Genomic DNA, 20,416 nt, shown 5'->3' on the forward strand with positions numbered 1-20,416 from the left:
GCCCGGCGCGATGTGGAAAGCCGATCTGCGCCGTCAAAGCCAGTGGCTACGTTTGAACCGGATGTAGAGCCCAATGCAGACCGCAGCGATGACGCCGAGGATGACGAAATATCCCCATTGCGTCTTCAGTTCGGGCATATTCTCGAAATTCATGCCGTAGATTCCGGCAATCGCGGTAGGCACCGCGAGGATCGCAGCCCGGGCGGCAAGCTAACGGGTGATCGCACCTTGGCGCTGCTGTTCGAGCAGGTGACTCGCCTCGAACACCGAGATCAGGATGTCGCGGATGCCGGTGATGGCGCTCTCAACCCTGAGCATGTGATCGTCGAGCTTCGAAATCTGGTGGCCGTTGTCGGCACCTTCCATGGCAAGCGGGTGAAGGCCGTAATTCCCGGCGATGTCGGCAAGTTCTGTTTCGCTGGGCTGGGACATTTTGATCCACACGAAGTCATCCTTGCCGACGTGCTCGCACGCCGGATCGATCAGGGTCGCCGGCCGTAGCCGTTTGCCATTGTGACAAAGAACGGCGGCGGCGACCGGAAGCCGTGTGCCTCGCCTATTGAGACGCGCGCACAAACACTCGTCATTCTTCAAGCCCAATCGCAGGAAGAAGAAGGCGGCGCGCAGCAATTCGAGCGAGAGCTTATAGAAAATGCGGCGGAGCGTTGGGTTTCGCAGAAGGCCGCTCCCGTTCATGACGCGCGTGGCTGGGCGGCGCGCTGCCACATCAAGGGCACGCAGACTGCGAAGGTCTGCGCACCCTTGATTGGCGACCGCGAGGGTTTTCCTCTCTTGCGATGGTACCAAGCGATTGCCCGTGTGGCGCCTCTGCAATCGTGTCGGATGACTATACCTAAGTATCGGATAACGGCGCTGACGACAGGGTTGCCGGGCCCCGGTGAGGCGCGTCGCACCGCGCGGAGACGAAAGCTGGAAGACGGAAAAGCTCAACTGTCGAAAGCGACCGAGCGCGCGAGCGCTTCCTGGGACTGCAGAAAGGCGAGCCGCGATTGCAGCGCCGCCTGGACAACGCCGAAAGCGTCACCCCCCAGAGTCACGCGCAGCGGCGGATGGTCGCTGGTTGCGACATCAACGATCGCTTGCGCGATCTTTTGCGGGTCGAGCGTGTAGAGCTCGTTTCCGGCGGTCTCGAACATCTTGCGGATATGGCCGGCGGGCGTATCGCGATACGCGGCGATCTCGCTGGCGAATTGCAGATTGTGGCTGAAGCTGGTGCGCGCCCCGCCCGGCTCGATCAGTGTCACGAACAGGTTGAAGGGTTCAAGCTCCTGGCGGAGGCATTCGCTGAAGCCCTCCAGGCCCCATTTGGCCACATGATAGAGACTGCTCGTCGGAAGCGAGCCCTGACCACTAGCGCTGGAGATCTGGATGATCCGGCCGCTCCCGCGCAGCCGCATGGCGGGGACAAAGGCGCGGGTGATGTGGATGGGCGCCATGAGATTGAGCGCGATCTGGCCTTCGACCTCGGCGTCCGACATCTCTTCGGTGGCGCCGATCACGCCGCCGCCGGCGTTGTTGACCAGAATATCGACGGGTCGACGCGCCTGCGCCCGGGCCACGACCGCAGCAATATCGTCCTTGACCGTGACGTCGAGCGCTTCGACGCGCAGCTGGCTCGGATATTTCGCCGCGAGATCATCGAGGCTTTCGGGCTTGCGGGCCGTCGCGGTAAGGTCGTCGCCAGCGGCCAGGATCAGTTCGGCCAGATGGCGGCCGATGCCGCTGGACGCGCCCGTGAGAAACCAGTGATTGGACATATGTTACTCCATATATTACCAACTGGTCGGTAACTTGAAACCTGGAATGCGTCAATGCTTGGAGGTGTGATGAAGCAACGAACCCGGCGGAATGCCGCACAGAGCCGCGAGACGCTCCTGGCTGCAGCGACCGAGGAGTTCGCGTCCCATGGGCTGGCGGGCGCGCGGATCGACCGGATTGCGCAGGCGGCGGGTATCAGCAAGCCGATGCTCTACACCTATTTCGGGGACAAGGAGGCGCTCTTCGATGCCGCGCTGACGCAGGAAGTGATGGACGCGGCGCAGGCCGATCGCTTCGATCCCAATGATCTTGAGGGTTATGCGGGGCGCACCTATGACTTGCTGGTCGAACGCCCGCGCCTGTGGAGGCTGCTGACCTGGCATCATTTGGAGCGTGGCCAGGATGTTCTGATGCTCCCGGCCGGCGAGGTCCTTCTCGGGGAGAAGCTGGACGGGATCGCAGCGGCGCAGGCCGAGGGGCGGATCGTCGCCGACTTCACGCCCCTGGATGTCGTCCGGCTTGTCGCCGCCCTCACCCAGCTCTGGTGCATGACCGGAGCTGCACGCGACGCTGCCGAGCACGCGGCGCGCCGGGCGACGATCATGCGGGCGGTGGGGCGACTGCTGCGCGTGTGATCGTGCGAGGCGCGAGCTGCACGCCCGCGCGCCGACCGGGACACAGCAAGCATTTTTCGCAACCTGCCGTACTGCCCAGCGGCAAAATCAGGGCGGCTCATGCACAAGCCGGCCCGTCGGCTCCGCGGATGCGATCGACGTTCGAGGACTGCGCCGCCACTGCCGAACCGGATTGGATCATCGCCAAGTGACCCAGTGGCTGCGCGACAATCTCAGGTCGCCGGACTCGTCGCACGACGTTTCGTCAGGAGTCGTTTCATCTGCCTCAAAAGGCGAACCTGCGGCTCAATCCGGAAGAAGGCGCGACACATCCAGGAAACGAGGATCAAATGCGGTCCGCATCGGTATTACTTTCCCTGGCGCGTGCAAGCTCAGCAAAGGACTAATGTTCCCGGAGCATCTCTAGAGCAGTTTTCGATCATTCTGGTTCATAGCCGCACGATCTGAAGTAGTTGGCGCATTCCTGAGGCTGGAAGATATCGACGAGTTTGCCGATCAAGCTCCACAGGCCGCTGACCGTTCGCTCGCCCGCTTTACGGAGCATGGCCTTCAAGCGGGAGAACGCTTTCTCGATCGGGTTGAAGTCTGGGCTGTAGGGCGGGAGAAAGCGCAGGGTTGCGCCTGCAGCCTCGATGAGCACCTGCACCGATGCGCGCTTGTGGCTCGACAGGTTGTCCATGATGACGACGTCGCCGGGCCGCAGTTCCGGGACGAGGACCTGAGCGACGTAGGCTTCGAACCAGTCACCGTTAATCGGTCCATCGAGCACCATGGGCGCGACCATGCCAGTCATGCGCAGGCCAGCGACGAGAGTGGTGGTTTTGCGGTGCCCGTGCGGGAAGCCCATCCGCAGTCGCTCGCCTTTCGGGCAACGTCCGTGGCTGCGGGTCATATTGGTCGCGGTCCAGGTTTCGTCGATGAAGACCAGGCGCTCCGGTTCGAGATCGAGTTGACCCTCGAACCAGTCCTGACGCTGTTTCAGGACGTCTGGTCGATCTTGCTCTATCGCATGGCCTGTCTTTTTTTGCGCGTCAGGCCACGGCGAACAAAAAAGCGATGTAGCCCGGCTACGGAAACGGCCATTCCCTTGTCCGCAAGCGCCAGACGTAGTTCTTCGAGGGTGATGTCCCTGCGCTCCTCCCAAATGGCCAGAATGTCCGCTGCCCGCTCTTCCACCCGCCGCGAGCGCATATCCCCGCCGCGCGGCTTTGGGGCTATGTCACCCGTCTCGCGCTGCTGTGCCCGCCAACGGACCGCCGTTGATGGTGCAACACCGAACCGGGCCGCCGCAGCACGGCAACTCGATCCACTGTCCACCGCTGCCAACAGCCGAGTGCGCAAATCCATCGAAAGAGCCATCCATGCCGGCCTCCTTCACCAGCACGGATTCTGAATCAGAAATCGCGCCCGAAGGGAATCCCAGACCGATTCAGAACGGTCGAAAACCGCTCTAGCGCTATACCTAGGTATATCACGCCGACACCAATAACATGTGATCATGCCGCTTCGCATTCTTGCCGGCCAAATGTTCCGATCATCAAATCGAAGCGTGCGAGGCTGTATTACGATATGATATTCTATCTCCTATCTCAGCAGCTTTGCAAATGAGCGCTCGCAAAAATATCTCTTCAGTCATGAGGGTTCGACGTCTGGCGTGCGTATTATAGCTATATCTATATCTAAATTTCACGAGAATAAGGTATTGGAAAAACAGGAAAAATACTGTTGACCTGTATATACAACTGATGTTGTCTGTGGCTGTTCTAAAACGTCAGGGGGATTGCACATGACCATCAGGATGGCCCTGCTCGGCAGCGCCGCCATCGTCGCGGGCTACGCCGCGCCGGCTCTCGCTCAGGCCGATCCGACACCGCAGCCAAAAGCACAAGTCCTGGGGGATGACAGCGACATCGTCGTTACCGGCTCACGAATCCGTCGGCAGGATCTGGCCGGGGTTGGACCGGCCACCGTGGTCACCGCCGAGCAGATCCAAAATACCGGCATCGTCAATATCGAAACCGCCTTGCAGCGTTTGCCGGCCAATGCCGGCTTCGCGGGCAACCAGACATCGGCCTACTGGACCAACAACGGTTATGGCACTGCTCAGGTCAATCTGCGCGGCCTCGGCATCAAGCGCACACTCGTGCTCCTCAACGGCCGACGCCTCGTCGCGGGCGGCACCGGCGCCAATTCCTCACCCGATCTCAACATGATCCCGGTCGTGGCGCTGGCACGCACCGATGTCCTCAAGGATGGCGCGTCCGCTATCTACGGGGCCGATGCCATGGCCGGCGTGGTCAACCTTGTCACGCGCACCGATTATGAAGGCCTGGGTCTCAGCGTCCGACAAGGCATTACCGAGCGCGGCGACGGCTCCGATCTCACCGCGGACCTACTTTGGGGCATTCGCAACGATCGTGGCGGGTTCATGGCAGCAGTCACCTACCAGAAGACCAGCGCCGTCAACATGGCCTCGCGTGCGCCCTGCTCGCTCGCTGAAACGACGCCGGGCTCGCTGAGCTGCGTCAACAGCGCCTCGACGATCGGCGGACGCGCGGTGCTGCCCAACGGCCAACAGATCAACTTCAACCAGGTACCCGGAGGGAACGGGAACTTCTACGAGCCTTACAGTCCCGCCAAGCACAACTTCAACTCGAACCCGTTTCTCAATGCGGTCAGCCCAGTCGAGCGCGTCAGCACGGCCTTCTTCGCGGACTATGCGCTGACCGACGGTATCCAGGCGTTCGGCGAGTTCCTCTATACGTTCCGCAAGTCGAATCAGATCGCGACACCCGGCACGCTGCGCAATCTCTCGATACCAGCCAGCAATCCGACCAATCCGACCGGCCAGAACCTGGTCCTGGCCCAGCGCCGCCTCGCCGAACCCGGCGCGCGCCACTTCTTCCAGGAGACCGATACCTGGCAAGGCACCTTCGGGCTGCGCGGCAAGCTGGCGAACGACTGGGCCTGGGAAGTCGCGGGCAGCTTCGGGCGTAACACGGCCGTCGACGGCTCGACCAACATCGCCAATCTCGAGCGCGTCGCGAACACGCTCGACAGGAGCAAATGCTCCAGCACGGCGGGCGCGGCCATCCCCTGCGGTGACTATCTTGGGTTCGGAGACCTGACACCTCAGGTTCTGGATTATATTCTGTTCACCTCGCGCGATCGCGGAGGCAACGAACTCGGCACGGTCACGGCTGACCTCAACGGCGATCTCTTCTCCCTTCCAGCCGGCGCGGTGTCCTTCGCCACCGGCGTGGTCTATCGGCGCGAAAAAGGCTGGCGCGATCCCGACCCGTTGACGGTGCTCGGCGTGGCGAACGTCAATCAGCAGGATCCTATTTCGGGCTCGAGCACCGCCAAGGAAGCCTATCTCGAGCTATCGGTGCCGGTGCTTGCCAACACAGCTTTCGCCAAGGCGCTCACGCTCGATGGCGCAGTCCGCTACTCAGACTATAATCTCTTCGGGAGCGACTGGAATTACAAGCTCAGTGCCGACTGGGTAGTCAATGACAGCATCCGTCTGCGCGGCACTTATGGGACGGGCTTTCGCATTCCCAACGTGCCGGAGCTTTTCGGCGGCGTCTCGGAAGGCAATCTGACCACGACCGATCCCTGCTCGCGCTACACCTCCAGCGGCAACGTGACCTTGATCGCCAATTGTCAGGCGTCCGGTGTGCCGGCCAACTATACGCAGCTCGGCACCACGATCCTCACCACAGTGGGCGGTAACCAGAGCCTTCGGCCCGAAAGCTCCACGACCTGGACCGTTGGTACGGTGATATCGCCGCGCGGCATCATCCCAGGGTTGTCGCTGACGGCAGACTGGTTCGACATCAAGATCAAGGACGCGATCCGGGCCATTCCCGGCTCGACCAAGCTCGCAGTCTGCTATGCGAGCCAGAACCTGTCGCACCCGTTCTGCAGCGACTTTACGCGCAGCGCGCTGACCGGCGAGGTCACTTACCTCTCCGCCCAGCCCATCAACACCGGCCGCGAGGAGATGAATGGTCTCGATCTGGGTCTGGTGTACAGTGGTGCGGTGGGCGAGGTGAAGATCTCCTTGGATCTCAACATGACCTATCTCAACAAATATGTCGTAAACCCCTTCCCCGGCGGCGCGCCGATCTATTTCGACGGGTTTATCGGGGGCGGCAATGGCGGCTATCCGAAATGGCGTGGTTATGGCGTGCTGACGGCGGAAAAGGACGGCATCAGCGCGACCTGGTCGACACAATGGATCGGCAAGGCGACCGACTTCAACGCATCGGCCGGCGACATCGGCTACCGCACGCCGAACGTCTTCTACCACAATCTTCAGCTTGCCTTCGCGATCGACGAGAAGACACGTTTCCAGATCGGGGCCGATAATCTGTTCGACCGCAAGGCGCCCTATATCCAGAGCTTCACCGATGCCAACACCGACACGATGACCTATGATCTGCTCGGACGGCGCTTCTACGCCGGCTTCCGAACCGCGTTCTGAAGGGCAGCACATGGCAATTCGCTGGCCTTTGGTCATCCGCCGGACGCACAAGTGGCTGGCCCTGATCGTCGGCGTCCAGGTTCTGCTCTGGACGCTGACCGGCTTCTATATGGTGGCCGTCCATATCGACATCATCCATGGCGACGATCTGGTCCGCCCACCGGTCGTCGCCCCCATCGACCTTGCGAGCTTCGTCCCGCCGGCGCGGATTGTTCAATCGGCTCCCGACGCGTCCGAGATCCGCCTGCAACGGTTCATGGATCAGCCCGTCTGGCGCGCGCAAACCCCGGGTGGTCCAAGACTCTTCGATGCAGGTTCGGGACAGCCCATCCCCGATTTGAGCGAGGCACAAATCCGCGCCGCCGCTCGGCGCATCTACAGCGGCACCGGGGACATCGTCGCAGCCCGGCTGCTGACGACGGCGCCACTGGAAATGCAGGCGCGCAAGCCTCCCTATTGGCAGGTCGAATTCGATGCCTGGAACCGGCCAACCCTGTATCTCTCTCCGCAGACCGGTGAGCTGATCTCGCGCCGCCATGCGCTGTGGCGCGTGTTCGATTTCGCGTGGATGCTGCACATCATGGACTATGACGATCGCTCCGACGTCAACAATCCGCTGCTGCGCGTGGCGACCTGGAGTGCCCTTGCCATGGCGCTGGCCGGGGCTTGGCTGCTGCTTTGGTCGTTCCCGCGGCGCAGGAAGAAGAAGGCATGAAGAAAATCCGGTTCACCCCGCTCTTTTTTCGGCGTATCCACAAATGGGTCGGCCTGATCCTGGGCGTGCAGTTTCTCCTTTGGGCTCTGAGCGGCTCGATGATGGCCTTGCTCGATCAGGAGAAGGTCGGCGGACACAGTGCGCAGGCCAGCCATCAGCACGCCCTACCTGCCGGTGACTATATTGCGCCGGCAAAGCTCGCTCTTGATGGTCCCGTGCTCGGCATCGCCTTGCGGTCCCTTGCCACACGCCCCGTCTACGAGCTTCGATCCACCACGGGCACGCGGCTAATCGACGCGACGAGCGGCGCCCCGGTTCGGGTCGACGAGCAGGTCGCGCGCGACGTCGCGACGATGGTGAATGAAGCACCGATCCGCAAGGCAACGTTGCTCGCCGAACCGAATGTGGAAGCGCGCGAGCACGAAGGCACCATGTGGCGACTGGATTTCGCGGACGCAGAGAACAGCAGCGCCTACATCTCCGCCGACACCGGCCGATTCCTGGTCATGCGCGGCGACACATGGCGCACCTGGGATTTCTTCTGGATGCTCCACAATATGGACTATGTGAACCGCACCAGCTTCAATCACCCGCTGATCGTCTTCGTTGCGTTCGGTACTTTGTGGCTGTCGGGGACGGGCTTCTACCTGCTGTTTAAGAGCTTCAGTCGCGCCGACGTGCGATGGTTGCGGCGCAGGCGCAAATCGGCCGTCAAGTTGGGCGCGGGCTGATCGCTAGGTCCCAACAGAAAAAGCCGCCGATAGCTCGAACCGATTGCCCGGGTGCGTGAGCCAAGCGTGCGATACGAGACGTCCGCGACTCCAGGTTCTGCGCGTCATCATTAGCACTGGTTCTCCTTCAGCGAGGCCCAGCATTGTTCGCATGGCTGTATCCGGCATCGCCGCGCACACCCGGTGCTCTACTCGCTCGAGCGGGGCAACACGTGTCAGATATTCATTCGGCGTCGAGGCGCTGAAATCCCTCTCTCCGTAGCGTGGCGCAGCAGATGCCAGTACAAAGCGCTCCTCGACCTGAATTGGGAATTCGGTCTCGTGATGGACGATAAGCGAATGGAAGAGGCGCGTGCCCAAGCCGACTTCCAGCAGAGCTGCCCTTTCCGCATCAGCCCGTATCTCGATATTATAAATGACGCGCGCGCGATAGGCGTGGCCCCTGCCGCGCACCTCCTCCGCGATGTTGCGGATCTCGATCAGCTGCCCGATCGGCCGGGGCTCGGCGACAAAGCTGCCCCGCCCCGCCCGCCGTACCACGACACCGGCCGATTGCAGTTCCCGCAACGCCCGGTTTGCGGTCATGCGCGAGACTTTGAACGTCTCGACGAGCTCGGCCTCTGACGGCGTCTGGTCGCCGGGCTTCAGGCGACCTTCCCGGATGTCCTCGAAAATGCTGTCTTTGATCGCCACATAGCGAGGTTGCTTCTCCGCACCGGCAGCGTCGACCGCGGGTTCGCCCACAGAAGCAGCTTTCGTCCGGGGAGCGGATGCGCGGCTATGGGGGCGAGCGGGAGCATGCATCAAATGACTATACAGGTGGGGGCGAGCAAGTCCCAGTCATTCAAACAGGAAATCACCAGCGAGAGCCGAGGCGTGCGTGATCAATGCCGCGCGAAGACCTTCTGGCCCGAACTGCCGAACGACACCACCGCATAGGGTTGGCGGGCGGCGCCTGCCACTTCCATGCCCTCCGAGCCGATCGGCATCCCCGCCACCGCAATGCCTCTGACGCCTACGGGACGGGTTGCCAGCAGGCGCTTGATATCGGCGACCGGGACATGGCCCTCGATCAGATAGCCATCAACCATCGCGCTGTGGCAGGATGCCAGCGTGCCCGGCATGCCGGCCCTCCGCTGAAGCGCCCCGCGCGACGCATCGTCGCGCATGACGACCGTGCGGCCCAGCTTCGCGCGAAGCGCCTGGGCCCACTTCTCACAGCATCCACAACCCGGGTCCCGGTGGACGACGACATCATTCGCCGCAAGCGCTGCGCCGGGCAGGGCGAGGAACAGCAAGGCGGCAGAAAGACGGGTCTTCATGAACGGCTCCCGGAAGCATGCGATAGGGTTCCTAATGATCTATACGCATTGATGCCCCCTACCCCTCATCACGCTGAAGATTTCACGATGGCGCGCGGCCTCCAGGCGAGCGGCAAGGACACAAGCAGCGCCAGCGACAGACCACCAATCCCCCACAAGACTAAGTGCTGCGCCCCGGGAGCGACGACGGCGATCGCCAGCGGCGCGAGCGCCTGCCCGATGCTGGCGGCGGAATGCTGGAGACCGAGCTTCAGACCCGAAGGGGCTGCCGCACCGCTGATCCAGAAGCTGGTGACCAATCGAAGGGTTGCCGAGCTCCAGCCGGCAGCAACGATGATCCCACTGAGTTCGGCCATGCTCGCGGCGACAGGGAACAGGAAGAGCGCCGCAGCCAGCAGGCCGAGCGTCAGCCCCGCAAGCCGCCTCGGCATGGTCACCAGCCAATCGAGCCTCGCATGGAAGATCTGTGCTGCCAGCATGCCCAATCCGCAGAGACTGAGCATCCAGGCGATCTCTTCGCGGCTCAGCGAAATGACGCTCCGCGTCACCAGGAGATTGACATGCATCGCCGCCAGCCCGCCGCCCGCGACGATCGTGACGAAAAGCAGGATCAGCGTCGCGCCGAGCGTCGGCGCGGGCAGGTCTCCGCCATCGATGCAAGGTGCACACCAGCGCGGCAGACGCACGGCGCAAAGCGCCGCCCCGACGGCACCGATGCCGAAAGCGAGGATCATGAGGGGAGCGCGGGGCAGGATCGCGGCCGAGACCTCCGCCACCAGCGGACCGGCGAGATCGCCCAGAAACAAGAAGGCGGTCAGCCAGGTGAAGCGCCGCGCCTGGTCCGCGCGCTCGTTTGCGGCAAAGCTCGCGCAGAGCAAGCCCAACGGTATGATGGCGGCCGACGCCATCCCCGCCACCAGGCGCAATGCATAAAGCTCAGGCAGCCCGACGAGGCCGATCGGCGCGGTCACCAGGGCGAGGATGACCAGCGCTGCGCGCAACATCGCCCGATAGTCGACCCGGTCCGCGATCCAGCCCCAGAGCGGCGCCGCCAGCAAGGCTGCCAGGGGATGGACCGCGGTCAGGCTCGCGACATGAAAATCATGAGCGCTTGACGATAGCGCGCCACGAGCCGGGTCGACCAGTGCCGGAAGGAAGGCGAGAATGGCCGTCTGTCCCGCCGACGCCGCAGCCGCCGCGAGCAACAAGACGAAAAAGGAGGCCGGCCAGCGACCGTTGGCTTGCGATCCAGCCTTGTCACGCGGCGTGTTCGCGGTCGACCCCTCGAGTGGCCATCCGCGGATCACCACCAGGCGCGCAAGCCGATCACCAGCCTGTGTTCGGAAGGCCCTTCCCCGCGCAGGCGACGGAAATCGGCCGTGCCGTCAAATGCGCGCTCCCAGACGAAGCCGATATAGGGCGCGAACTTGCGCGACACCTCGTAGCGCAACCGTCCGCTCAGCTCGACATTGCTGAAGCCGCTGCCGAGCTGCCGATCGCTCGACCGCTTCGAATAGATATTGGTCTCCACCTGCGGCGTAAGGATCAACCGATTGGTGAACAAGACCTCATAGGACGCCTTGGCGCGCGCCGCGAGACGCCCATCGGTTCCTACATAGCCGGTGAGCTGGACGTCGAACCAATAGGGCGCCAGTCCCTCGACGCCGGCGGCCAGCCAGGTGGTCGCACCCTTGCCGAGATCCTGCCTGACCCCGAGCAGCGTGCCCCAGAACGGGTTCTTGCTGTGCCACCACAGCGCCTCGACGCTGCTCTCCGGATCGAGACGTTGGTCGCGGGAGTTCTTGAGCCCCTGGCTGCGCAGCCAGAGCTTGTCATTGTCCTGACCCTTGGTGACGAGCACGGTCCAGCCCACGCCCTGACCCTCGTTGCCGCTGGTGAACTCAAGCTCATCGACAAGTATCTTGGGGATTGAGAGCTTGTCGGCCATCTCATAGCCCGGCAGCGTCGAGTTGCGGTAGCCGTCGGCATAATCGTCCGAGTTGCGCGCGTCCGGCGGGGCCTGGCCGCCCTGCATCGAGCCCATGTCCATCGTGGCGCCGTTACCGGACGCCTTCGTGTCGGTCATATCCATGCCCGGCATGTCCATGCCCGCATGGTCCTGAGAGCCTTGCGCGGAAGGGGTGTGCTGAGCGGGAGTGGCCGTTTGGGCAGGGGTGGCGGCGGGCGACGGGGGCGAGGCATCCTGCGCGAGGGCGGGAGCCGTGATCGCCGGCGCCAGGAAGAGGGCAGCGCCAAGAGCGATGCCGCGCGAGGGGAAAATCCGGATCATGCGACCACCACCTCCCGGAACATGCCGGCCGCCATGTGATAGAGCAGATGGCAGTGGAAGGCCCATCGGCCCATGGCGTCGGCGGTGACGCGGAAGCTCACCCGCTGGGCGGGCTGGACCACGACCGTATGCTTGCGGACCTGGAAGGCGCCGTCCGGGCCTTCGACATCGCTCCACATGCCGTGCAGATGCATCGGATGCGCCATCATCGTGTCGTTGACGAAGGTGACGCGCAGCCGCTCGTTTGGCTTGAAATGAAGCGGCCTGGAATCGTTGAGCTTGATGCCGTCGAGCGACCAGATGAACCGTTCCATATTGCCCGTCAGATGCAGCTCGATGTCGCGCTCGGGCTCGCGCGGGTCGGGATCGCCGCCCGGCGTGCGCAGATCGGCCAGCGTCAGCACGCGCCAGCCGCGCCCGCGCAGCCCGGCGCCGGGATCGTCGAGATTGGTGCGCGGATAGTCGACGCGCATGTCGGTATTGGCGCCATATTCGGTGCGGGCGTGCCGTGCCCTGGCCGGCATCTCGGTCATGCCGTGCCCGGCATGCGCGTCGCCTCCCATTGCGCCCATCGTCGCCATCGCGCCCATCATGTCGACCGGCTCGAGCCAGGTCCGGGCATCGAGCGGCGGCACGGCTGCCGCCATGCCCGGGGCCGGTGCGATCGTGCCACGCGCATAGCCGCTCCGATCGATCGCCTGCGCGAAGATGGTGCGGGCGCCGCCCTCGGGCATGGTGAACTCGACGTCGTAGGTCTCGCCCGGGCCGATCCGGAATTCCTCGACCGTGACCGGCTCGACCGGCTGCCCGTCGGTCGATACGACCGTCAGCTCGACCCCGGGGATCCGCACGTCGAAGAACGTCGCCGTCCCCGCGCCGACGAAGCGCAGGCGCACGCGCTCGCCGGGCGCGGCGATACCGGTCCAGTTGCCGGCGGGCGGCGCGCCGTTCATCAGATAGGTGTAGGTCGCGGCAGAGACATCGCTGTAGTCGGTCGGGTTCATCCGCGAGCTGTTCCACATCCGCCGCCGCTCGAGCGCCTTGCCCAAGCCCATGGTGCCGACATCCTTGAGGAAATCGCCGGCGGTCGGCTGCGCAAAATTATAGTAGCTGCTCTGCTTCTTGAGATTGAGGAAGATCTGCAGCGGCGGCTCGTCCGACCAGTCGCTGAGCACGATGCAATAGTCGCGATCGGGCGCCCGCGCCGTCGGCACCTGTTTTGGCTCCACGATGATCGCTCCATAGAGTCCCGTCTGCTCGGCGAGCGTGTGAGCGTGATACCAGTAGGTTCCGCTCTGGCGGACCTCGAAGCGATAGGTGAAGGTCTCGCCCGGCGCGATGCCGGCAAAGCTGATGCCGGGCACGCCGTCCATCTCCGCCGGCACGATGATGCCGTGCCAATGGATGCTCGACATCTCCTTGAGGCCGTTGCGTACGCGCAGCGTGACCGTGTCGCCTTCGCGCAGGCGCAGGACCGGCGCGGGCACGCTGCCGTTCACGGCGGTCGCGATACGGCGTTTGCCGGTGAAGTTGACCGGCAGCTCGGCGATCTCGAGGTCGAACTCGGTCCCGCTCAGCTCAGCGGGCAAGGTTGGTGCGGATCGCGCGAGAAGCGCCGGGGCGAAACCGGCGACCGCGCCGCCGATCGCCAGCCCCTGGACGAAACGGCGCCGCGCGATCGGCCGGATATGTAAGGGAGACATGAACTGTACTTTCGCGAAGTCGGCTTCAGGCGAGGTCGAGGACGATCCGGCCCTCGATGTCGCCATGATGCATGCGGGAGAAGACGTCGTTGATGTTCTCCAGCTTGTCTGCATGGACCGTGGCCTTGACCTTGCCCTCGCCGGCGAACGCCAGTGCCTCGAGCAGATCGAGCCGCGTGCCGACGATCGAGCCGCGCACGGTAATGCCGTTCAGCACGGTGTCGAAGATCGACAACGGGAAGTCGCCCGGCGGCAGGCCGTTGAGCGCGACCGTGCCGCCGCGCCGGACCATGCCGAGCGCCTGCTGGAACGCCTTGGGCGAAACGGCGGTCACCAGCGCCCCGTGCGCGCCGCCAATGGCTTTCTTGAGCGCTGCCGAAGGGTCCTCGTTGCGCGCGTTGACCGTCAGTGTGGCGCCAAGGCGTGTAGCGAGGTCGAGCTTGCTATCGTCGATGTCGACCGCGGCCACATTGAGACCCATGGCTCGGGCATATTGCACCGCCATGTGGCCGAGCCCGCCAATGCCGGAGACGACCACCCACTCGCCGGGTCGGGCCTCGGTGGCCTTCAATCCCTTGTAGACGGTGACGCCCGCGCAGAGGATCGGCGCAATGTCGAGGAAGTCGACATTGTCGGGAAGGTGACCAACATAGTTGGGATCGGCGAGGACATATTCGGCAAAGCTGCCATTGACCGAATAGCCGGTGTTCTGCTGTTCGTGGCAAAGCGTCTCCCAGCCACCCAGGCAATGCACGCAGTGCCCGCAGGCGGTGTAGAGCCAGGGCACACCGACCCGGTCGCCTTCCTTCACATGGGTGACGCCGGCACCAACGGCGGCGACATGCCCGACGCCCTCATGGCCAGGAATGAAGGGCGGGTTGGGCTTGACCGGCCAGTCCCCTTCTGCCGCGTGCAGGTCGGTATGGCACACGCCGGTTGCCGCAATCTTGACCAGGACCTGCCCGGGGGCGACCGTCGGGATCGGCGCGTCCTCGATGACCAGGGGCTTGCCAAATTCGCGGACGACCGCCGCCTTCATGGTTTTCGCCATGTCCGTTTCTCCTTTTAAGCGGGGGGTCAGAATAGGCCGAGCGCGTGCTCGTCATAGGAGACGAGCAGATTCTTGGTCTGCTGATAATGATCGAGCATCATCCGGTGGTTTTCACGCCCGAAGCCCGATGCCTTGTATCCGCCGAAGGCGGCATGGGCGGGGTACTGATGATAGCAGTTGGTCCAGACCCGCCCGGCCTCGATCGCGCGGCCGAGCCGGTAGGCGGTGTTGCCGCTTCGGGTCCAGACGCCCGCGCCAAGACCGTAGGCGGTGTCATTGGCAAGTGCGATCGCCTCCTCGACCGTCTTGAACGTGGTGACCGACAGGACGGGACCGAAGATCTCCTCCTGGAAGATGCGCATGTGGTTCTGACCCACGAACACGGTCGGCTGCACGAAATAGCCCTGGTCGAGCGCACCGCCCGGCAGCGCCCTGGCGCCACCGACCAGACACTGCGCGCCCTCGGCCTTGCCGATATCGATATAGCCCAGGATCTTGTGGAGCTGGTCCTCCGACGCCTGCGCGCCGACCTGGACCGACGGGTCGAGCGGATCGCCCTGGCGGATCGCGGCGACGCGCGCCACGGCGCGCTCGATGAAGCGGTCGAAGATCGACTCATGGATCAGGGCGCGCGACGGGCAGGTACAGACCTCGCCCTTGTTGAAGGCGAACAAAGTAAAGCCTTCGAGCGCCTTGTCGAAGAAGGCATCGTCCTCGTCGAGCACGTCCGCCATGAAGATGTTGGGCGACTTGCCGCCAAGCTCCATCGTCTGGGGGATCAGATGGTCCGCCGCGGCGTGCATGATCTGCTTGCCGGTGACGGTCTCGCCGGTGAACGAGACCTTGGCGATGCGCGGATTGGCGGCGATCGCCTGGCCAACGGTCCGTCCCGGGCCGGTGACGACATTGAGCACGCCGGGCGGCAGGATGTCGGCGGTGAGCTCGGCGAACATCAGCAAGGTGAGCGGCGTCTGGGATGCGGGTTTGATGACGGTGCAGTTGCCCGCCGCCAGCGCCGGCGCGATCTTCCACGCCGCCATCAGCAGCGGGAAGTTCCACGGGATGATCTGGCCGACGACGCCGAGCGGCTCGCGGAAATGATAGGCGATGGTGTCCGCATCGATCGTCGAGATGCCGCCTTCCTCCGCCCGGATGCAGCCGGCGAAGTAGCGGAAATGGTCGATCGCAAGCGGAACGTCGGCAGCACGCGTCTCGCGGATCGGCTTGCCATTGTCGATCGTCTCGGCAAGCGCCAGCAGCTCCAGATTATCCTCGAGCCGGTCGGCGACGCGATTGAGAATCCTGGCGCGCTCGGCGGGGGCGATTCTTGCCCATTGATCCTTGGCGGCGTGCGCCGCATCGAGCGCGCGCTCGACATCTTCCGGCGTCGACAGCGCGAACTCTGCGATCTGGGCACCATTGATCGGGCTCTTGTCGGCGAAATACTCGCCGCTCGCAGGAGCATTCCATCGACCACCGATGAAATTATCATAGCGGTGTCGGAAGGAGGCCGCCGCATTGATGGTCCCGATCGCCTTCTCGAACATTACCTGACTCCATCTCTATCGATGGCCTGACGGAGTAATCTCTTTGCCCGGGCGGCCTATAAGTAAGTTCCGCAGAAGGTAGTTTGGTATCGGTGTCGCGGTCTTTGAGGGTCAGACACGCCAACGGAGCCGATGAGTATTCATCGACTCCCGAACCTATTCGCGCACGCATGATCGGAATTATGCCGAGACACGCTACTCGGCTGATTCTTCTTTTGGGGAGGGCGGCGCTTGGCATTCCAATTCTGGCGTTACGCCCGGACGCGCTTTAGGCTCACCCAATCGCCTTTCTGAAGCGTCCCGTCCCTCACGCGGAAATGAGCGTAATGGTCGTCGAAAATCTGGTCGACTTCGACATGACCGACAAGGCGGCGGTGGCGCGGCGTTGCGTGATAGACTTCGAGTATCTGCCCGATGTGCGCGCCATCGGCTTTGCCCAGGCAGGCCACTGTGCCGCCCGCATCCGTACGGACGATCTTGCCGCGCATGAACAAGCTATGGCCGATACCCTGTGCGAGGAGCGGCGTGCTGCCAAAGAGCAGAAAGCCAACAGCAGCACCGACGCCAAGATGTTTTCGCATCACTGTTTCCTCTCTCACGTCAGTTGCTCGGTCCCGGCTTTGAAAGTTGGGAGCACGGGGCGACGCTGGGCATCGTCAAAGAACTGGCCCGCCGCGGGGGCGGCGGCGGGCCCTCAGCCCCGGGGGGTGTTTTATCGGGGCTGGAAACTTCACATGTCGCTCATCGGCTTGTCGGCCATGGGCTTGGCGGTCTTCTTCGCGGCCGGCTTGGCCTTCTTCATCGGCATCTTGCAGCAGCCACTCTTCGCCTTACCGGCCATGCCCGAGCCGTTCGATGCAGGCGACCCGCCGGACATGCCGGCCATCCCCGACATGCCCTGTTGATCCTGCTGGGCCGGTTGCCGCTGCTGCTTCTGCGCGCCGGCCTGATGATCCTTCATCATCTGATCGTGCATCTGCTGCCCGCCATGATCCATGCCCTGCTGGTGGGCATGGGCCGGCGCAGTCTGCGCGGGCGCGGGCGTCGACTGGGCGAGAGCGGTGCCGGCGGCGAAAGTTAGCGTCGCGAAGAGGCTGATGGTCGCCGCGCGAAATGTCGTCTGTCGCATTGAGGGTCTCCGAGTGTTCGTCCTGTTGCCCGGTCGACGTTCCGATCCCGGCAATTCCGAAGCTTCAATGCTGCTAGCGAGACGCAGTCTGTATACGTAACTTACGAATCCGCTTTGGATCGCGACAAGCATGCGCGGGATCGTGCGGGGTGGACCATGGCCCAAGTTCAAGCGAATTCATGATCCCGCTTGATGGCGGCCGGCAGCGAAGTGCAAAAGCCAATTGGCCCGCCGTGGGAGAACGGCGGGCCAAAGCTGCGGTTGAACTAGGCCACGGTCGTTGGCCGCCCAGCCTCGTGGTCGGAGCTGGCTTAATGCAGGGTCAGCAACCGCCCCGCGACCTATGCAACATGCGGGAGGCTCCGTCCTGGGTTCCCATCTCCCGCATAGCGATCCGATGGTCCTGCATCATCTCACCGTGCATCCGTACTTCGCGGTGTCGCATGCCTTGCATCTGGGCCGTGTCGGACCGAGCCGGCGCCGGCTTCGCCTTGAGCGTCTGTTCAAGGTCGGGCATGCCCGGCGGCATCCCATCGGCGAGAACTGGCCCGGCGCCGACGGCAAGGACGCCAAAGGCTGCGAGCGAAGCGATAATCGCTGCTTTCTTGCGCAAATATGATTCCTTCAAGTCTGAGTTTCAGTGCGACCGGACACATGCCCGGTCGATTCTCGCTCCCCAGGGAGCTTGCCGTTGAGATGGTATCGGCCTGGAGGTGGCAGTATACGTAATTTGCGAAGCTGGCGGTCAGCCTGCAATGTCAGCTTTAGTTCGGCTACTAGCAAAAGCTGGGCGCGGATGACCGACGACGGCGGCCATCAAAGCCTCCGCCTAGCCCGAGCACTGGAAAGCGACGCCGCCTGCTGCAGTGGCGAACAGCGAAACGTAAATCGCACGCCGCTTTTGCTTCGGCGCGATCGTGGCAAGGCCCACCGCCGAACCAGCCACTCGGACTGGCCCAGGCTAAATTGTCGGAATAGACGCTCGCTCGGATCGGTGCCGCAGTGATTGAACGCTCGCCTGGCTGATTATGGATCAACTGGCGAGGGCCGCAACCAGCTTAGAAGGGCAATTTTGTCTTCCCAGAGGGGGCGGGCACAAAAGCGATCGGTTCGGGTATTACGGATATTGCCCTCCCGCGCGCCCTTTAAGGGAAGAGCGGCGCTTCGCCTCGGTGGATCTCATCGGATCGAGAAAAGCGCGTTTGCGTCAGTTTCACGATTGCTCAGGAGGGGCTTCGAAATGACTTTTCTGAGCCGGCGAACTGTCTTGGCGGGCGGAGGCCTCCTGCTGGGGGCGGCATGCACGCGCAGATTTGCGACGCCGGACCAAGCAGGCACGCTGCCCATTCCTCGCCTGTTAGATGCACGCGACCATGGGCAGAGAATTGGACTGAGGGCGCAGGAAGGGGAAACCACTTTCTTCCCAGGGCGGCGGAGCGCCACCATGGGATACAACGGAAGCTATCTCGGCCCGACTCTGCGGGTACATCGCGGGGACGACGTGACGGTGACTGTCAGCAACAATCTGTCTGCTGATACCACGGTTCACTGGCACGGGCTGCTCGTACCGGGAGAGCTGGACGGCAGCCCCCACCAGACCATTAGTCCAGGCGAGACTTGGCGTCCGACGCTGCCGATCCGTCAGCCGGCGGCCACTCTCTTTTATCATTCGCATGCACACGGCCGAACGGCGGAGCAGGTCTATGCAGGCCTAGCGGGATTGCTCTTCGTCACCGACGAGGAAGAGCAAGGTCTCGGTTTGCCTTCGGATTACGGCGTCGACGATCTACCAATCTTGATCCAGGATCGGCAGTTCGTGGATGGCCGTCTGGTGTTACCGGCGGGCATGATGGTGGCGCTGGACGGGAGGCGGGGCAACGTTATTCTCGTAAACGGCGCGTACAACCCGCGAGCAGACGTTCCCAGAAGCTTAGTGCGGCTGCGGCTCGTAAATGGTTCGAATGCCCGGACTTACGATCTTTCGTTCAGCGACGGACGAGCCTTTTATTGGATCGGCACCGAGGGCGGCCTTTTGGAAAAGTCCGTTGAATTGCAGTCCCTCACTCTGGCCTCCGGTCAGCGGGCTGAGATCTTGGTGGACTTCAGCGATGGCAAACCGGTCTCGTTGGTATCGGCTCCGGACCAAAGCACCCTCAGGATGCATGGCATGGGCATGATGCATCGGCACGAGGCTAGCGAAAACAACGCAGGGGATGAAACTGTCCTCACATTTTCACCGCGCTTGGCATCGAGTAAGCGAGGTAGCACCACGCTTCCGCTCCTCCTGGCGTCCCGCGCGGTGCCAGATCCGGCGACGGTCGTCGCACGGCGACGTCTGGTGCTCAACATGAGGCTGGGAGGTATGATGGATAGCGACGAAGAGCCGCTAACGATCAACCACAGGCGATTCGATATTGATCGCATCGATGAGGAAGTCGAGCTTGGCGCCGTCGAGATATGGAAAGTCTCCGGGCAGAAAATGGCCCATCCCTTCCACATTCATGGAGTGCACTTCGACGTGCTACGTCGCGATGGCGAGGAACCAGATCTTCTTGATCAGGGGCCACGTGACACCATCGTCGTGGACGAACCGGTCGAGTTATTAATCCGCTTCGACCAGCCTGCTTCAAAAGCGCCCTTCCTGTTCCATTGCCATATCCTGGAGCACGAGGACGAAGGCATGATGGGTCAGTTTTCCGTGACGTAGTGGGAACAACTCAAGAAGCGAAATCCTGCATATGCCAATAAGGGGGCAATGCTCGACGTGTGACTTCGAACTCCACTCTCGTTTTTGTTCCCTTTTCGGGCTTGGGCCAGAACGTTTCGCACATCTCGATCGAAGGCATTCGATCATCCCGGACACTTGTGCATCACATGACGAACCCTGCGGTTCGTCACGGCCACCAGGCGCCGCGGGCCGCGCTCTATAATGACCATACGCTTGTCGGGCCGTCCCGCGGCCGCTGTCAGTACTCGCGGCAATGAGTAATAGATGGTATCGCCGCGTTCATACCACTTTCCTCCG

Annotated in this window: 17 protein-coding genes and 1 pseudogene; 6 read left to right on the forward strand and 12 right to left on the reverse strand. The window is 63.1% G+C overall.

The window, feature by feature from the left end:
* Positions 1-33: 33 nt before the first annotated feature.
* Both HT578_RS22580 and HT578_RS10255 read right to left on the reverse strand, forming a co-directional pair.
* Positions 34-336, reverse strand: a pseudogene (locus HT578_RS22580) (CorA family divalent cation transporter); the annotation flags it as partial.
* A gap of 611 nt (positions 337-947) precedes the next feature.
* Complete coding sequence (locus tag HT578_RS10255) at positions 948-1,778, reverse strand: SDR family oxidoreductase (protein ID WP_037479754.1); 831 nt, start codon at positions 1,776-1,778, stop codon at positions 948-950.
* 69 nt (positions 1,779-1,847) lie between these two features.
* On the opposite strand from HT578_RS10255, the gene HT578_RS10260 reads away from it, so the two are divergent.
* Entirely contained in the window at positions 1,848-2,414 is a 567-nt protein-coding gene (locus HT578_RS10260; protein ID WP_015449258.1) for a TetR/AcrR family transcriptional regulator, read from the forward strand.
* Positions 2,415-2,832: 418 nt separating this feature from the next.
* Here HT578_RS10260 and HT578_RS10265 read toward each other — a convergent pair.
* A protein-coding gene (locus tag HT578_RS10265) for an IS630 family transposase (protein ID WP_235054464.1) occupies positions 2,833-3,773 on the reverse strand; the annotation gives its coding sequence in 2 pieces (ribosomal slippage) (positions 2,833-3,428 and positions 3,428-3,773; 942 coding nt in all).
* Positions 3,774-4,200: 427 nt separating this feature from the next.
* Between HT578_RS10265 and HT578_RS10270 the strand changes: the two genes are divergently transcribed.
* From HT578_RS10270 to HT578_RS10280, 3 genes are read left to right on the forward strand one after another with little or no spacing between them, the layout of a single operon-like run.
* Positions 4,201-6,903: a TonB-dependent receptor domain-containing protein gene (locus HT578_RS10270; RefSeq protein WP_015449259.1), complete on the forward strand. Its 2,703-nt coding sequence runs from the start codon at positions 4,201-4,203 to the stop codon at positions 6,901-6,903.
* A 10-nt stretch (positions 6,904-6,913) separates the two neighbouring features.
* A complete protein-coding gene (locus tag HT578_RS10275; protein ID WP_004213138.1) occupies positions 6,914-7,618 on the forward strand; it encodes a PepSY domain-containing protein in 705 nt (234 codons plus the stop codon).
* Positions 7,615-8,349 carry a PepSY domain-containing protein gene (locus HT578_RS10280; protein WP_004213137.1) on the forward strand — a complete coding sequence of 245 codons (735 nt, stop codon included), beginning with the start codon at positions 7,615-7,617 and terminating at the stop codon, positions 8,347-8,349. Before HT578_RS10275 ends, HT578_RS10280 begins: the two co-directional genes overlap by 4 nt.
* Positions 8,350-8,352: 3 nt before the next feature.
* Here the strand turns inward: HT578_RS10280 and hutC are convergent, their stop codons facing one another.
* The 9 genes from hutC to HT578_RS10325 all read right to left on the reverse strand — a co-directional run bounded on the left by hutC (position 8,353) and on the right by HT578_RS10325 (position 17,391).
* Positions 8,353-9,042 (reverse strand): histidine utilization repressor, encoded by a 690-nt coding sequence (hutC, locus tag HT578_RS10285; protein ID WP_230588639.1) that lies wholly within the window; start codon positions 9,040-9,042, stop codon positions 8,353-8,355.
* 191 nt (positions 9,043-9,233) lie between these two features.
* Positions 9,234-9,671 (reverse strand): DUF411 domain-containing protein, encoded by a 438-nt coding sequence (locus HT578_RS10290; RefSeq protein WP_004213035.1) that lies wholly within the window; start codon positions 9,669-9,671, stop codon positions 9,234-9,236.
* Positions 9,672-9,739: 68 nt separating this feature from the next.
* The gene (locus HT578_RS10295) at positions 9,740-10,981 is read right to left on the reverse strand and encodes an MFS transporter (protein ID WP_213503870.1); all 1,242 of its coding nucleotides are present in this window, start codon (positions 10,979-10,981) and stop codon (positions 9,740-9,742) included.
* Positions 10,975-11,961, reverse strand: a complete 987-nt coding sequence (locus HT578_RS10300) for a copper resistance protein B (RefSeq protein ID WP_015449262.1) — start codon at positions 11,959-11,961, stop codon at positions 10,975-10,977. The genes HT578_RS10295 and HT578_RS10300 overlap by 7 nt, the downstream gene beginning before the upstream one ends.
* Positions 11,958-13,664: a copper resistance system multicopper oxidase gene (locus HT578_RS10305; RefSeq protein WP_015449263.1), complete on the reverse strand. Its 1,707-nt coding sequence runs from the start codon at positions 13,662-13,664 to the stop codon at positions 11,958-11,960. The genes HT578_RS10300 and HT578_RS10305 overlap by 4 nt, the downstream gene beginning before the upstream one ends.
* 25 nt (positions 13,665-13,689) lie before the next feature.
* Positions 13,690-14,715 (reverse strand): alcohol dehydrogenase AdhP, encoded by a 1,026-nt coding sequence (adhP, locus tag HT578_RS10310; RefSeq protein WP_213503871.1) that lies wholly within the window; start codon positions 14,713-14,715, stop codon positions 13,690-13,692.
* Positions 14,716-14,741: 26 nt separating this feature from the next.
* Positions 14,742-16,262 carry an aldehyde dehydrogenase family protein gene (locus HT578_RS10315; protein ID WP_017501291.1) on the reverse strand — a complete coding sequence of 507 codons (1,521 nt, stop codon included), beginning with the start codon at positions 16,260-16,262 and terminating at the stop codon, positions 14,742-14,744.
* Positions 16,263-16,513: 251 nt separating this feature from the next.
* Entirely contained in the window at positions 16,514-16,843 is a 330-nt protein-coding gene (locus HT578_RS10320) for a hypothetical protein (protein ID WP_021224454.1), read from the reverse strand.
* 149 nt (positions 16,844-16,992) lie between these two features.
* Positions 16,993-17,391 (reverse strand): hypothetical protein, encoded by a 399-nt coding sequence (locus HT578_RS10325; protein ID WP_066764827.1) that lies wholly within the window; start codon positions 17,389-17,391, stop codon positions 16,993-16,995.
* A 397-nt stretch (positions 17,392-17,788) separates the two neighbouring features.
* Between HT578_RS10325 and HT578_RS10330 the strand changes: the two genes are divergently transcribed.
* Both HT578_RS10330 and HT578_RS10335 read left to right on the forward strand, forming a co-directional pair.
* Complete coding sequence (locus HT578_RS10330; protein ID WP_009823981.1) at positions 17,789-18,010, forward strand: hypothetical protein; 222 nt, start codon at positions 17,789-17,791, stop codon at positions 18,008-18,010.
* 621 nt (positions 18,011-18,631) lie between these two features.
* Complete coding sequence (locus HT578_RS10335; protein WP_009823982.1) at positions 18,632-20,098, forward strand: multicopper oxidase family protein; 1,467 nt, start codon at positions 18,632-18,634, stop codon at positions 20,096-20,098.
* Positions 20,099-20,416: the final 318 nt, after the last annotated feature.

It is taken from the genome of Novosphingobium decolorationis, assembly GCF_018417475.1.
GTDB lineage: Bacteria > Pseudomonadota > Alphaproteobacteria > Sphingomonadales > Sphingomonadaceae > Novosphingobium > Novosphingobium decolorationis.

Bases quoted from the DNA above. Each gene is read 5' to 3' on its own strand.
- adhP (WP_213503871.1), bottom strand. From the start codon at position 14,715: ATGGCGAAAACCATGAAGGCGGCGGTCGTCCGCGAATTTGGCAAGCCC.
- HT578_RS10270 (WP_015449259.1), top strand. From the start codon at position 4,201: ATGACCATCAGGATGGCCCTGCTCGGCAGCGCCGCCATCGTCGCGGGC.
- HT578_RS10305 (WP_015449263.1), bottom strand. From the start codon at position 13,664: ATGTCTCCCTTACATATCCGGCCGATCGCGCGGCGCCGTTTCGTCCAG.
- HT578_RS10280 (WP_004213137.1), top strand. From the start codon at position 7,615: ATGAAGAAAATCCGGTTCACCCCGCTCTTTTTTCGGCGTATCCACAAA.
- HT578_RS10300 (WP_015449262.1), bottom strand. From the start codon at position 11,961: ATGATCCGGATTTTCCCCTCGCGCGGCATCGCTCTTGGCGCTGCCCTC.
- HT578_RS10335 (WP_009823982.1), top strand. From the start codon at position 18,632: ATGACTTTTCTGAGCCGGCGAACTGTCTTGGCGGGCGGAGGCCTCCTG.
- HT578_RS10260 (WP_015449258.1), top strand. From the start codon at position 1,848: ATGAAGCAACGAACCCGGCGGAATGCCGCACAGAGCCGCGAGACGCTC.
- HT578_RS10275 (WP_004213138.1), top strand. From the start codon at position 6,914: ATGGCAATTCGCTGGCCTTTGGTCATCCGCCGGACGCACAAGTGGCTG.
- HT578_RS10290 (WP_004213035.1), bottom strand. From the start codon at position 9,671: ATGAAGACCCGTCTTTCTGCCGCCTTGCTGTTCCTCGCCCTGCCCGGC.
- HT578_RS10315 (WP_017501291.1), bottom strand. From the start codon at position 16,262: ATGTTCGAGAAGGCGATCGGGACCATCAATGCGGCGGCCTCCTTCCGA.
- HT578_RS10255 (WP_037479754.1), bottom strand. From the start codon at position 1,778: ATGTCCAATCACTGGTTTCTCACGGGCGCGTCCAGCGGCATCGGCCGC.
- HT578_RS10325 (WP_066764827.1), bottom strand. From the start codon at position 17,391: ATGCGACAGACGACATTTCGCGCGGCGACCATCAGCCTCTTCGCGACG.
- HT578_RS10320 (WP_021224454.1), bottom strand. From the start codon at position 16,843: ATGCGAAAACATCTTGGCGTCGGTGCTGCTGTTGGCTTTCTGCTCTTT.
- HT578_RS10330 (WP_009823981.1), top strand. From the start codon at position 17,789: ATGGTCCTGCATCATCTCACCGTGCATCCGTACTTCGCGGTGTCGCAT.